We start from the raw sequence: 13220 nt of genomic DNA, 5'->3' as shown, positions 1-13220 counted from the left end.
GGGTAAAAATGAGAGAAGGCTTTGAAGGGTCTTTGAAAACCCTGTGAAAAATTTTGAAAAGTCTGTGAAAGCCCAGAAAACCGCCTTTGAAGCCCCTTAAAAAAAATCAATCCAAACGTTCAATTGACTCCAAAATCAGCCAAAAATGACCAAAAAAGCAAAAAAGATTTCCATATATAAGTGGAAATCTCTAAAAATTGAGTAAAAAGCATTTTTTATCAATAATTTATATAAATTTTTTAATGTAAAAAGATTTCCACTTTCATTTTTCATTTTAGAGAGGCATTAAGCCGAATTTTGTGCAGCTTTGGAGTGTTCTTTTTCAGCTTCTATTTGACGTTTTAAATGCAATTTTAGAAGAGGCAAGGTGAGCTCTATTTCTTCCGTGTCGTTGATGTCTTGAACAAGCTCTTGCAGTTTTTTATAAAGTTCCGCCGCGAGTTCCGCTATATCTTCAGGGGGGAGTTTTATATTTGCATCGCGATAGGTTGTGTAAGCTATGCGACCAAGCTTTTTCATCAATCCAGTAGGAATGCTAGGTGCTTTAAAGCCTGCTGCTTTCGCTTTTGCCATGTCACTAAACATTTCGCCTTCACCAGTGACAAGCCAATAGGGATTAATGTTATAGGCTGTATGATAGGCGTTAATTACTGAGGATGTTGGCTCATGTGCTCCGATTTCGTAATTTGCAAGAGTACCTCGTTGTAAATTAAGGCGTTGCGCAAAAATGCCCCGTTCTTCGTTTCCGAGCATTCGTCTTATTTCACGCAACCGCTTTGCGAGTTCTGTTTTAGGTTCTCTTTCAGGGCGTGCCAAAAGTGCTCCTTATTCATATTTAGGTTAGCTTAAATTACAGGATTTTAAAAAGAGATTCCCCCATTCATTTTAGAGTAGCATTAAGCCGTATCTTGTGTAGCTTCTAGATGTGCACTTTCAGCCTCTATTTGACGCTTTAAATGCAGTTTTAGAAGAGGCAAAGTAAGTTCTACTTCTTCTGTGTCGTTGATGTTTTGAACAAGCTCTTGCAGTTTTCCATAAAGTTCCGCCGCGAGTTCCGCTATATCTTCAGGGGGGAGTTTTATATTTGCATCGTGATAGGTTGTATAAGCTATGCGACCGAGTTTTTTCATGAGACCAGAAGGAAGGATAGGAGCTTTAAAACATGCCGCCTTTGCCTTTGCCATGTCCATGAACATTTCGCCATTGCCAGTTACAAGCCAATCTAATGAAATACCGCATATTTCTTGATATTTAGATAGAGCAGAGGCGGTAGGTTCGCTTATGCCAATTTCATACGTTCCTATAGATGCAGCGGTTATACCAAGATGCTCCGCAAATTTTTTGCGTTCTGCGAACCCAAGGACGCGTCGCACTTCACGAAATCGTTTCGCTAATTCTGTTTTTGGTTCTGCTTCTGGACGTGCCAAAAAAACACCTCAAAACAATTATAATTAATTTGACAAAACAATTATAATTGTTTATACCTCTAATTACCGCCTGATATAGAGGGCGGATATTTTACAATTAACCCCACAAAAAACGGATGTGGGAGCATCCGTTTGAAGCAGGAGCGAAAGTTATGACAACCACCCAAACATGCATTCAAGTATGGGATCGCCATAGTATTTTAGCCGAGCTACGCCGCCGTAATATGACCTTGGCAGAGCTCGCGAAAGCTTATCAACTCTCGTCATCCAGTGTTCAACATATCTGGACACGGTCTAACGAGAAAGCTGAACGCGCCATTGCCGATTTTATCGGTTTGCCCGTCGAGCAGGTTTTTAGCGACCGCTACCCCAAAAGTCGCCGTCGCATTTTTAAAGCAGCAAAACATGCCAACACAGATTCGCGTGCGCATTCTGCTTTGCGCGGTAATGCTGCTTAAACTTCGTTACACGGCTTTGCGTTTTTGCGCATTTGCCATGAATTTAAATACCATAAGATAAAAAGGTTTATCAATGTCTAAAGATCAATACGAAATGGGCAAGATAAATTGCAGAGAGTTGCATCATGGAACAGCCGTTTGGATAGGTTGGTTTTGGCGATTAGGGGGTGGTCATATTGTTTTTATCGGGGGTGGTTATGGTTGCTGCTTGTAATTTATGGACCCCAGAGGACAAAAGAGAAATTTTTAATCCTTATTCAGAAGTTGAACGTTTACAGGTGATGCTTTCCTGTTCTTTAAAAGCCGTGAGTGGTGGATTTAGGCATGTACCAATCCGGTATATTATTGACCCTCCGCATGGCTTATTTGATGCGGCGTTAGCACGGCAGATTGTTATTCATATCTTGCATTATCAGTTTGAGGTGCCGCGGCGGCGTCTTGTTGCCATGCAAGAGCGTGAACGCACTGCTGTTGCTCGCTCTTTGCATACAATTAATCGGCGTTTGGAAGAAGCTGTATTTGCGAAAGCTTATCGAAGATGGGCGGGGCGTGCGATGGATTTATTTTTTAAAGAGATCAGAAAGGCGGGGGCGTGATGGCACAGTTTCAAAAGCTTGCTCTTGATGTGATTGTGGTGCCGGAGCGTATACGCCCTGTGGATGATGAGCATGCCAAGGCGCTTGCACAATCAATAGTGCGGGAGGGATTGATGAATCCGGTTACGGTGCGCCATACCCCCAATGCGAAAGAGGGCAATTATACGCTTATTGCTGGTGCGCATCGGCTTCGTGCTGCGGAGCTTTTGGGCTATAGCGCTATTGATGCGGTTGTGGTGCAGGCTGATAAGGATAATGCTGCGCTTTTAGAGGTGGCGGAAAACCTGTTTCGCAATGAATTGTCAGTGATTGACCGTGCGCTTTTTGTCCAGACTTACCGCGAATTGTGGGAAAAGAAGTATGGGGAAATTAAGCGTGGTGGGGATGGCAGTAATCAACATAAAGTCAAAAAAGAGCAATTCGGTCAAGTTGACCGAATTGCTCAAACAAACGAAGATGCCTCTTCAAATGACAATGAAACCGCAGGTGCAGGGGATAAAAAATCAAAGGGACAACTTGTCCCTTTGATCGGTGATGGTGCGCATTTAGAGCAACTGGTGCAACTTGCACCTATTGCTCAAATAGAAGGAGAAGATGGTAAAGGGACAACTTTATGCTTTTCTAAACATGTGGCGGATCGTATTGGTTTGTCTCCAAAATCAGTAAGACGTCTTAACAGCATTTCTCGACATCTACATTTGAAAAAAAATAAATTGGTACAAAACCTAGTGTCAAAATATACAAAACCTGCTGGCAAGCTACAAACATTTCTTGGCTGGGGAACCTGGATTCGAACCAAGATTGACGGAGTCAGAGTCCGCTGTTCTACCATTAAACTATTCCCCAGTGGCAGATTTTGTCATTTTTAGCAGATTTTGTAGGGTACGCAAGTTCAAAAAAGAATCTTAGTAATTATTGATAATAAGAAAAATTCATTGATAATAAAAGGCGATTGGTATTTCATTGATCGTTTGAATCTGAATATCTACATCATAGATATCTTTAAGGATTTTGGGTTGCATAATTTCTTTTGGTGTTCCACAATAAGCCGCTTTGCCATTTTTGAGTGCGACGATCATATCCGAATAGGATGAAGCGAAATTAATATCATGTATGACAATGATAATGGTTTTTTTGAGCTCATCAGCTGTCCGACGTAGTTGCTTCATCATGGAAACGGAATGTTTCATGTCAAGATTGTTCAATGGTTCGTCTAACAGAAGGTAATCGGTATCTTGACAGATGACCATCGCGATAAATGCTCGTTGGCGCTGTCCTCCAGAAAGTTCATCCAAAAAGCGATTTTTTAGGTCTTGTAAACCGAGATATCTGAGTGCACTTTCAATAAATTGTTTATCTTCATTGTTATATCGGCCTTTGGAGTGAGGATAACGTCCAAAACTGACCAAATCGTATACGGTTAGACGAACAGATAAAGGATTATCTTGGCGTAGAAGTGAAAGTTTTTGCGCCAAAATATCGTGGGGCATTGACTCAATATTAAAATCGTCGATGTTAATTGTACCTTTATTACTTGGCAAAAGACGTCTTATCATCATTAAAAGAGTGGATTTTCCAGAACCATTGGGACCAATGAGAGAGATAATTCCTCCTTTTGGAAGATGAAGGGATAAATTATCGATAATTAATCTCGCTCCATAAAATTTGGAAAGATGATTAATTTCAATCATTTTAATTTCCCCTTCATCAGTAAGGTTAAGAAGACAGTTCCACCACAAAATTCAATAATAAAACTTAAACGTCCTGCCATATTAAAAATTTGCTCTAAAATAAATTGTCCACCAACTAAACAGATAACAGCTACTAATATCGTAATTGGAACAATAACACTGTGTTTTGCTTGTGGGGAAAGTTCATAGGAAAGGTTGGCAACTAATAGTCCAAAAAAGGTAACAGGTCCTACAAGTGCTGTGGAAATGGATACGAGAATAGAAACAAAAATGAGTATAGTTGTAGCACTTTTATGGTAATCAACTCCGAGATTGAGGGCATTCTCGCGTCCAAGAGCTAGAATATCAAGCAGGTGGTGTGAACGCCAACCAATCAGACTTACAATGAAGACAATGATTGTGGCAAAAATTATTAATGACGTATTAAATTTATTAAAATTTGCAAACATGATGTCCGTTAAATTCATCATTTGATCTGGATTCAATTGTAATTGCATGAACATGCGTAAACTGAAAAAAAAGCCACCTAAAACAACACCAATCAATAGGGTCAAGTGAAGCCCTTTTATACTTCCTGAAAACAGCCAATGAAAAAGGCTTATTGAAAAAATAATGAGAATGAGAGCCTCAAGAACGAGTTGTCCTTCTTCATTTAAAAAAGGCAAAGAAAGAGAGCCAAGAAAATAAATTATGATGGTTTTGATTAAAATATAAAGCTGATCAAATCCCATAATAGAAGGAGTAAGCAGACGGTTATTGACGACTGTTTGAAATAAAATAGTAGAAACGGCAATCGTATATGCAATAAGAAGAAGAGAGATAAGTTTTGTGAGCCGGAATGTCCACGTATAGCTGTTGATGTTCCATGTCATGTAAAGGCTGATTAGAAAGCCTGCACTTACTATAAGTGTCGTGAATACAAGCATTGTTGCTTTCTTTTTATCCAAGACGCTTTCTCCAACGTAAAAGCAATATAATAAAGATAAAGCTCCCAATAACCCCCATCATAGTGCTGATGGGGATTTCAAGAGAAGGATGAATTATTCGTCCTAAAATGTCACAAGTTAATACTAGTCCTGCGCCATTGATTGCTACCCAAGGAGCTGTATGGCGCATATTGTCACCCATAAAGTTTGAAACAAGGTTTGGAATAATCAGTCCAACGAAAGGAACACGGCCAATTGTACAGATTACAACGGCGGTGATTGATGAGACAATAAAAAGACCAAAGAACATAACGTTACGATAATTAAGCCCAAGATTATTAGTTAAATCTTCTCCAAGAGCAGCTACTGTAAAGCGATCAGCGGTAAAGTAGGCAAGAGTACACAGGGGAAGTGATAACCATAAGATTTCGTATTTTCCATCAAGAATCATCGCAAAACTGCCAAATAAATAAGTTTGCAGAGAAGGAAGCAGCATTTCATGATCGGCAATAGCGTTGGTTAAGGAACCAATGACGTATCCTAGCATAATCCCTGTAAGAGGCACAATAAGAACAGATTTTAGAGGAATCTGGCGCAATAAAAACATAAAAAGTAATGCGCCAACCATGGCAAAAATCGTAGTAATAACCATTTTCCCGAACACAGGTATATCAGGAAGGAAAATCATGACCAAAAGAATACCAAGAGAAGCGGATTCATCAGTTCCCGAAGTCGATGGCTCCACAAAGCGATTGCGTACAAGCAATTGCATAATCATGCCTGATAGTGCAAGTGCTGAACCGACCAAAAGTACTGCAACTGTACGAGGAAGGCGCGTTTGCCAGAAGAGGAGCCACGCGTGTGGATCGCTTGATAATAGGTCGGAAGGTGTTACATCAGAATAACCAACAAAAATACTTAGGATAGACAGCACGATGAGAACTATTATGGCTATCCAGTAATTCGTCACGTTAAATTATTTCCTAACAAAAAAGAGCAGAAGTTTTCTATAAACAACTTTTGCTCTTAAATTGTATCTCTATAACAAGCAAGTTATTTGTATGCTTATTTGCCTTTTGTAAAGGCTTCATTGAGTTTTTGAACTGTGTCATGAAGTCCAGTTAGACTACCATTCGCTAGATACCAGCTCCAAGAGTCCAGATAAATAATCTGATTTTGTTTTCCAGCTGTTGTCCGTTGAACCAGTTCATTATTAAGTAGTTGTTTTGCTGATTTTCCTTCTCGTCCAATTGCTGCATCCCGGTCAATAACCAGTAACCAGTCAGGATTAGTTTCGAGAATAAATTCGGGAGAAATAAGTTGTCCATGTTTTTGTACGGTTAGTTTATCAGTTGCAGGAGCAATTCCAAATGTTGAATGGAAAATATCAAAACGTGATTGAGGTCCAAAAGCACTTATCTTTCCACCAGATGTCATGAGTATAAGCCCTGTACCTTTTCCTTGGGTGTTTTTACGAATTTCTGCTAAATTTTCTTTTAATTTCGCAATTTGTTCTTCAGCCTCCTTTTCTTTGCCAAATATTTTACCGAGAATAGACACATTACGTTCAATTTCTTCAAGAGCATGCTGATTTCCAATAGTTAGATCAATAGTTGGAGCTATTTTAGATAAATCTTTATATTTGGCTTGAGTTCGAGAGGAAATAATAATGAGATCAGGTTGAAGGGCGGCAATTTTTTCATAATTTGGTTCAAAAAGAGTACCAATTTTTTCATATTTTGTGTCATCAAATTGTTGCAAATATGTAGGTTTTTTTCCTTCAGGAACACCGATAACCGCTTCAATTCCAAGGCGATTCATATTATCAAGTGAGGCAAGATCAAACACAATAACCTTTTGTGGCGAAGTAGGAACAGAAGTTGTACCTGAAACGTGATTAATAGTCACCTTTTCTACATTTGTATTCGCGTTTGCCCATGAAAGTGTTGCAAAGCTGATTGCAGCAACCAAAACAAAGATTGCCCATTTTAGATATTTTATCATCATCGTTCCATCCTTAATCTTATAAAATATTATAATCATCTTTAGTCTTATAAAATATTATAAGGGATTGTGCACTGAAAAATTTAACTTAGACATTTTTATGTACAAAATGATATAAATAAATAACATTATGTTGTAAAGTTGACTAATATATGTTACAAATTGTTCATTACCTCATTTTCACTTAAATTCTGGTGCTTTTGCAATTTATTTAGAAGGTTTAATATATGATCAATGTATTTAAAAAACGTACACGTTTGTGCGCATTAACAACAAGTGCTTTCTTCTTTTTACAAGGTGTGGATGTTTGTATTGGGAATAATCCTTCTAATGGCGAGGGTATTTCTCAGAGGGATGTTACATCGTGTCAAGTTCTTGATCCAGCAACTCGTGTGATTCTTGGCGACGTGACACCAGAACGGCAGGGACCTATTGAGTGTACGAGTGGTGGTCAATCTACGATAAGTGAATATACGATAAAAGACAGAAATATTCGTGTTACAAATCCAGGTATGGGTTTGTATGCGGCGGGCACATCTGTTAAAGCACAGAATGTGAACATCGTGGGTGTACCTTTTATCATGGGTGTGCCTTTTACAGCTGGGAATGATAATCTGAATGGTAGTCGTGTGACTTATTTGGATTTTGACAACTATAACAATAGTGCTGTAGGAGCAGATTCGGGAGCAAATATTGAATTAAAAAACTCAACTATTCAGTCTTTTTTTGTTGGTCTTGTAAGTGCTCATGGGAATATCAAGATGGATGGTGGGAGTGTGAGAGATTCTTATGGAGGTGTTATAGCTTCCTCCGGTGCAGCTATTTTTTTGAAAGACGTAGATATTGCGGTGGATGCAATGGGTCTTTATGGTTTGGGGAATTCTGCAATACTGATGAAAGATGGAAGCATTACCCTACCAAAAGGAGGGGTTGGAGTCATATTACAAGGGGGAGCAACTGTTGCATTAGATGGGGTTGATATTCGATTAAAAAAAGAAGAAAGAGGAGTAGATTCTGATGAGGGACTGACGAGTCTTTATTATACAATACAAATGGAAAGAGGTACATTAAATAGTCAACCTAATGTTACCCGGAGCGTTTCCGGTTTGCAACTCTCCGGCAAGAATATTTTGCATGGACCTGAAAATGTTCTCTTTATTGTATTTGACGGTATGCTTGCTCTTAATCAGCAAAATATTGAGGTTTCTGATACTGGTATCCTATGGATCCATGATGCTCCTGTTAGAAATTCTAGACCTGCTAAGCTTCCTCCCAATTCTGCTGGACGCCTTCCGCGTAGTGAAAGAAGTTTGGAAGCTTCCAGTGAAAGAAGTTTGGAAGCTCCCCATGTTAATCTTATCCATGGTGTTGAAGAAGCTGTTTTTTCTCATGCTAGCACTGCTCTCCACAAAGCGTTCTCCGCACATAGTTATCAGTTTGATGTAAATGATGCTAAAAAACTGTTCTTCGATACTGGTATCAACTCTTCGATTATTAAAACACGTGGTGTGACATCTTATGGAGTATATTTTAGTGGATCTAATAGATTCCCTAAAACGCCGTCTAAAGAGCCGCGTCTGGCTTTTTTGAGACAGAGCATTTTAGATGTTCCAGAAGGTATAGGCATTTATAACCGTAATTTGGACAGTATTGTCCTTATAGATGACAAGTCACGTTTTTCTGGTGATCTCTTTTTGAAGGTTGAATCTTCTGGCAGGTTAGCGGTTTTTGTCAATGATTCTGTAATTAAGGGTGGTGCTCACATTGCTAAACGTGCTAACGCCGCTATTTATTTATCAAATAGCTCAGAATGGCATTTAACGGGAAGACCACAAATATGGAAACAGCACTTGCAACGCCGTAATGATAATGACAGTTGTGTAGATTCATGTATTTCATCTTTATCTCTTGTTGATAGTACTCTTAGATTCATACATTCCAGCAGCCAAGATGGAGCAAATGGATATCAAACACTTCGCATTGGTAAAGGATATGGTACGGTTTACTCTGCTACTGGTAATTCTTGGATTCACCTCAATGCACGTTTGAGTTCTAACAATTCGAATGATGCACAAATTTCTGATAGACTTTTAATTCATGGTAATGTCTCCGGAACGACTAAGGTGCAAGTACACGATGTTTTAGAAACTGGAGGGTCAAGGCCGCCGCAAAAAAACAGTATTTCAATTATTCAAGTTTATGGAAATGCACAGAAGAATTCTTTCCAGTTGAATGGTGAATATGTAACACTGAATGGTTCACCTTATCAATATACTCTTCATGCTTATGGTCCGACTATTCCTCCCAAAATGCAATATTTTGATAAGGCACTAGTTAATAAAAGCAGCCAAGTTTGGGATTTTCGTTTAGAAAATGTGCAAATTGTTCCTGACATTACTCCATATAAGTCCTTTGCTAACAAGGTTAGTCCGCCTGAAGAGAAGATAATTGTTGAGGAATTTGATGGTGAATCTGACGGATTTTTGGGTTTTACAGATGAAGACTTAGAGGTAGAGGAGGCAGCTGAATCTCAAAATCATATGCCTACAAGGCCTTCTGAATTTGGAAGACCTGATGAAACTTCTGAAGAGACTATAGTGTCTACTTCTTTATCGAGTACGCCTTCTACCATGTTTCAGCATACTGCACCTAAAGGACGTGTTCTTTCTGCTGCTTTAGTAAAATCTCTAACAGAAGAATCTGAAGTATCTAGTGTTTCTTCTGGATGTTATATTACGAAGCAGAATGATACAGAGAGTTTGTCTAGTTCTTATTTATGCGGTGATGGCGAATCACATGTAATCAAAGATCATATATTTCAATTAAGTGATGATGTCGGGCATTCTGTGCATGCGAATAGTGAAAATACTATTATTGAACTGGAGGGAGTGAACATTATTAGTATGGGTTCTTCTGATAATGAAGATGGGAGTGAACTTTCTCAGTTACCTATCAGTGCTGTGCTTGCAGAAGAGAATGCAGAGATTATTTTGAGTGAGCAGTCAGCTATTCAGTCTTCTCAGATTGGGCTTGAAGCGCAAAGAGGCGGAAAGATTAGCATGACTGGTGGAGAGATTAATGCTGATTATGTAGGAGTTCTTGTGGGACCTGAGTCCTCTGTTAATTTAGGTGATACAGAAATTAGTGTTGAAGGGCCTTCGGCTATGGCTGGTCTTACCAGTCAAGGCGGTAAGATAGCAATGAATTCTGGTTCAATTAACCTTACAAATGGAGTGGCAGTGAGGTCTGAATTAGGGGGAGGAATTAAATTAAACGAAGTTAATATTACTGCAAAAAGTAACCAGATACCGGATTCTGTAGAAATGCCTGAGTATGCGGCTTTTTTATTAAGTGATGGTAGCTCTATTGATTTTGCTCATGGACGTGTTGTTACTGATGGAAATGCTTTGTGGTTTAGGGATGATACGGATGCAAATGCTTTGTCGTTTAGGGACGATACGGATAATGATGCGGATGATGATGTTCAGATAAATGCCCAAAGAAGAAAGAGGCACACTGAGGCTCTTTCCTCGATTAATCGCGCTAATATCGAGTCTTCATCTATCACGGTAGAGGGTAATAAATTCTACGGTATATATTTTGAAGGATCAAAACAGAGAGAATTAAATGTAGGAGATGTTTCATTGAAAGAAACTGATTTCAATGTTCCTAATAGTATAGCTATTTATGGTTATAATTCTCTTGGTCGTATTACCGTAGAAAAGAAAACAGTTCTCTCTGGTGATTTGTTGTTGGTCTCTAGAAATAACTCTGATTTGTCTGTTTTAGTTAATGATTCTATAATCACAGGTCGTGTGCGTATTGATAATGATTCTGATGCCCGATTTGATTTATCTAATGGGTCGAGATGGCTCTTAAAAAGAAGTGAGTATGTATCTCAGCAGCTTTCGAATAGTTGCCCAGATTCATGTATTTCATCTATAAGCCTTGCAAATAGTACTATTGAATTTGTATCAGAATCCGATGGGTATCAAACACTTCACATTGGAAGAGGAGAGGGGGGTATTGTCTATAATGCTTCTGGCAATGCTTGGATTTACTTTAATGCGCGTTTAAACCCTAATGATAGGGACAGCTCTAATGATATGAACATGAAGCGAGTAAATCAACGACTCCTAATGTATGAAAAGCAAGTATCTGATCGACTCATAATCCTTGGTGATGTTTCTGGAAAAACTGTAGTGCATGTGAACGCAGTTTCAGGAAATATGGAGGAAGACGGATATAGCGAAACTCCTCATAGTGTTCCAATTATTAAGGTTTATGGAAAGGCAGAGGAAGATTCTTTCCAGCTGAATGGTCATTATGTAACATTGGAGAATTCACCTTATAAATATACTCTTCGTTCTTATGCTCCAAAAGAGCTTTCGGAGGAAGAGTCTCAGGATAAAGAGCCTTGGGTTTTCTGTTTAGACAATCAATATGTTGAATCGACTGATTCTGCGTATACTTCTACTGTTTTAGGCCGTACACCTCCAGGAACACTTTCTTTTGAGGATATTTTCAATTCTAGGCAAGGTATAAGATCTGTTGTGCCGCAGGTTCCGACTTATTTGCTCTTGCCAAATAGCGTGTTCCATGCTGGTTTGATGGATATCAGTAATCAAAACAAACAGTTGGAGTTACTGCGTACTATTTCCATTGGTATGGTGGATATTCATAAAGAGCCTGCTTTATATTTACGCGGCTATGGTAGCAGTTACCGTTATGCCTCAGATCTGTCCGCATTTGAATATGGTTACGGAGGTGATCTTGATTATAATGCTGTAGAAGCAGGTATTTTGTTGAAAACAATCGAAAATATGTACGGTACCATGTCCTTTGGGGTTATGGGAACTTATGGTAGACTTTCTTTGCAACCTTTGGATGTTAAACAAAGCCAAGAGAGTTCATTTAATAAATGGACAGCTACAGCATATGGCAGCATGCAGTATGATGCGGGTTTCTATGTAGATGGTCTTCTCTCTTATGGGTTGTTTAAAGGTGATGTTCTCACCCTAGCACGGGGTAAGACAGCAACATTGGAGGGTAATCCTTTAAGCGTTTCCTTGACTGGTGGACAAGCATTTGCAACGGGCTATGAGGGTTTTGTTGTTGATCCGCAGATCCAGGTTGTTTATCAACATCTTCAGTTTGATAAGGCTCGTGATATTGATAACTTTGACATTGAGATGGGGAAACTTGATCAGTGGGTGGGACGTATTGGAGGGCGTTTGATTAAAACTCCGACTGGATTTGATGGGGTAAATGCTATTTCCTTCTATGGTAAGCTTTATCTTTCTCATAGTTTTGGAGAAAAACAATCTGTGCGATTTAAAGATGCTTTCCAGTTAGGTAGTTTGGGTTCTTCCCTAGAAGCTGGATTGGGCTTTAATGCGAAGTTATCTTCAAAGTTTACCCTTTATGGTGATTTCCTCTATCAACATAAGCTTAGAAAGGCTGGTTTTTCTGGAACGAGTTTTTCTGGAGGATTGCGTTATCGGTTTTAGTATAAGATATAATACGTATTTTGATACAGAAGGCAGCACAATGTGCTGCCTTTTTGCTTTGTAATAATCTGTGTTATTATCAAAAAGTTCCTCTCTTTTTGATATTAACGAAAAAGGTTATATATTTATTGTTTTGTGTATGAAAGCGGCTGTTGGCCGTTTCAAGTCTTTTTATGGGAACTTTCTTAAAGATTTTGGTGCTAATGGTACGATATAACGACTGATTTTCAGGGCTTTTTAATGCTCAGGGGGCAGTGTTAGTGTACAATATCCCGCTTTAACCACTGTGGTATTTTATGCTCCCTAAATCCTGTTTTTGAATTCATCTTTTACTGATTTTGCAAGCTTTTTTATGCACATTTTTGTTAGTTTTTTTAAACTCACAATGATAGATTGTTTATATAATTAATTACACTCTATAGTTTTATTTTCTCTTTACACGAAATACAGAATGCATTATACACTTATAAAGTGTGTTTAGTAATTATTCTCTTATAGGTAGTCGTTGTCTTCCATACAGATCTTCTGCAGAGTTTATGAGGGTAATTCATTGGCACGGTTCAAATGAGCGATAGATGCGTTCTTTGGGTTGCACTTTTCGCGTTTTG

Annotated in this window: 10 protein-coding genes, 1 tRNA gene and 1 pseudogene; 5 read left to right on the top strand and 7 right to left on the bottom strand. The window is 38.7% G+C overall.

All coding sequences use genetic code 11. The features are described from left to right. Positions 1-285: 285 nt before the first annotated feature. Together HWV54_RS02240 and HWV54_RS02235 are read right to left on the bottom strand one after the other, a co-directional pair. A complete protein-coding gene (locus HWV54_RS02240; RefSeq protein WP_005864613.1) occupies positions 286-816 on the bottom strand; it encodes a helix-turn-helix domain-containing protein in 531 nt (176 codons plus the stop codon). An 80-nt stretch (positions 817-896) separates the two neighbouring features. After that, positions 897-1427, bottom strand: a complete 531-nt coding sequence (locus tag HWV54_RS02235) for a helix-turn-helix domain-containing protein (protein ID WP_005864615.1) — start codon at positions 1425-1427, stop codon at positions 897-899. A 152-nt stretch (positions 1428-1579) separates the two neighbouring features. On the opposite strand from HWV54_RS02235, the gene HWV54_RS02230 reads away from it, so the two are divergent. From HWV54_RS02230 to HWV54_RS02215, 4 genes and pseudogenes are all read left to right on the top strand, one after another. Beyond that, complete coding sequence (locus HWV54_RS02230; RefSeq protein ID WP_005864619.1) at positions 1580-1885, top strand: helix-turn-helix domain-containing protein; 306 nt, start codon at positions 1580-1582, stop codon at positions 1883-1885. Between the two features lie 73 nt (positions 1886-1958). Continuing rightward, on the top strand, positions 1959-2099 hold the full coding sequence (locus HWV54_RS02225; protein ID WP_005864621.1) for a hypothetical protein: 141 nt from the start codon (positions 1959-1961) through the stop codon (positions 2097-2099). Then, the gene (locus tag HWV54_RS02220; RefSeq protein WP_005864623.1) at positions 2083-2481 is read left to right on the top strand and encodes a hypothetical protein; all 399 of its coding nucleotides are present in this window, start codon (positions 2083-2085) and stop codon (positions 2479-2481) included. The genes HWV54_RS02225 and HWV54_RS02220 overlap by 17 nt, the downstream gene beginning before the upstream one ends. After that, a pseudogene (locus HWV54_RS02215) lies at positions 2481-3176 on the top strand (ParB/RepB/Spo0J family partition protein); the annotation flags it as partial. The gene HWV54_RS02220 and the pseudogene HWV54_RS02215, both read left to right, overlap by 1 nt. A 77-nt stretch (positions 3177-3253) precedes the next feature. Here HWV54_RS02215 and HWV54_RS02210 read toward each other — a convergent pair. The 5 genes from HWV54_RS02210 to HWV54_RS02190 all read right to left on the bottom strand — a co-directional run bounded on the left by HWV54_RS02210 (position 3254) and on the right by HWV54_RS02190 (position 7102). Further along, positions 3254-3327: transfer RNA gene (locus tag HWV54_RS02210), tRNA-Gln, on the bottom strand. A gap of 86 nt (positions 3328-3413) precedes the next feature. Further along, entirely contained in the window at positions 3414-4172 is a 759-nt protein-coding gene (locus HWV54_RS02205) for an iron ABC transporter ATP-binding protein (protein ID WP_005864626.1), read from the bottom strand. Then, positions 4169-5119, bottom strand: a complete 951-nt coding sequence (locus HWV54_RS02200) for an iron chelate uptake ABC transporter family permease subunit (RefSeq protein WP_005864628.1) — start codon at positions 5117-5119, stop codon at positions 4169-4171. The genes HWV54_RS02205 and HWV54_RS02200 overlap by 4 nt, the downstream gene beginning before the upstream one ends. Further along, positions 5112-6068, bottom strand: coding sequence for an ABC transporter permease (locus tag HWV54_RS02195; RefSeq protein ID WP_005864630.1), 957 nt, complete (start codon positions 6066-6068; stop codon positions 5112-5114). Before HWV54_RS02195 ends, HWV54_RS02200 begins: the two co-directional genes overlap by 8 nt. 95 nt (positions 6069-6163) lie before the next feature. Beyond that, positions 6164-7102 carry a siderophore ABC transporter substrate-binding protein gene (locus HWV54_RS02190; RefSeq protein ID WP_005864632.1) on the bottom strand — a complete coding sequence of 313 codons (939 nt, stop codon included), beginning with the start codon at positions 7100-7102 and terminating at the stop codon, positions 6164-6166. Between the two features lie 227 nt (positions 7103-7329). Between HWV54_RS02190 and HWV54_RS02185 the strand changes: the two genes are divergently transcribed. Next, positions 7330-12612: an autotransporter outer membrane beta-barrel domain-containing protein gene (locus HWV54_RS02185; protein ID WP_005864634.1), complete on the top strand. Its 5283-nt coding sequence runs from the start codon at positions 7330-7332 to the stop codon at positions 12610-12612. The last annotated feature ends 608 nt before the right edge of the window (positions 12613-13220 follow it).

It is taken from the genome of Bartonella alsatica (assembly GCF_013388295.1).
Classification (GTDB): Bacteria; Pseudomonadota; Alphaproteobacteria; order Rhizobiales; family Rhizobiaceae; genus Bartonella; species Bartonella alsatica.
Note: the sequence above shows the minus strand (reverse complement) of the source record. Positions and strands in the feature narration are given on the sequence as shown.

Coding starts and splice junctions, on each gene's coding strand:
- HWV54_RS02230 (WP_005864619.1), top strand. CDS start 1,580: ATGACAACCACCCAAACATGCATTCAAGTATGGGATCGCCATAGTATT.
- HWV54_RS02220 (WP_005864623.1), top strand. CDS start 2,083: ATGGTTGCTGCTTGTAATTTATGGACCCCAGAGGACAAAAGAGAAATT.
- HWV54_RS02205 (WP_005864626.1), bottom strand. CDS start 4,172: ATGATTGAAATTAATCATCTTTCCAAATTTTATGGAGCGAGATTAATT.
- HWV54_RS02190 (WP_005864632.1), bottom strand. CDS start 7,102: ATGATAAAATATCTAAAATGGGCAATCTTTGTTTTGGTTGCTGCAATC.
- HWV54_RS02185 (WP_005864634.1), top strand. CDS start 7,330: ATGATCAATGTATTTAAAAAACGTACACGTTTGTGCGCATTAACAACA.
- HWV54_RS02225 (WP_005864621.1), top strand. CDS start 1,959: ATGTCTAAAGATCAATACGAAATGGGCAAGATAAATTGCAGAGAGTTG.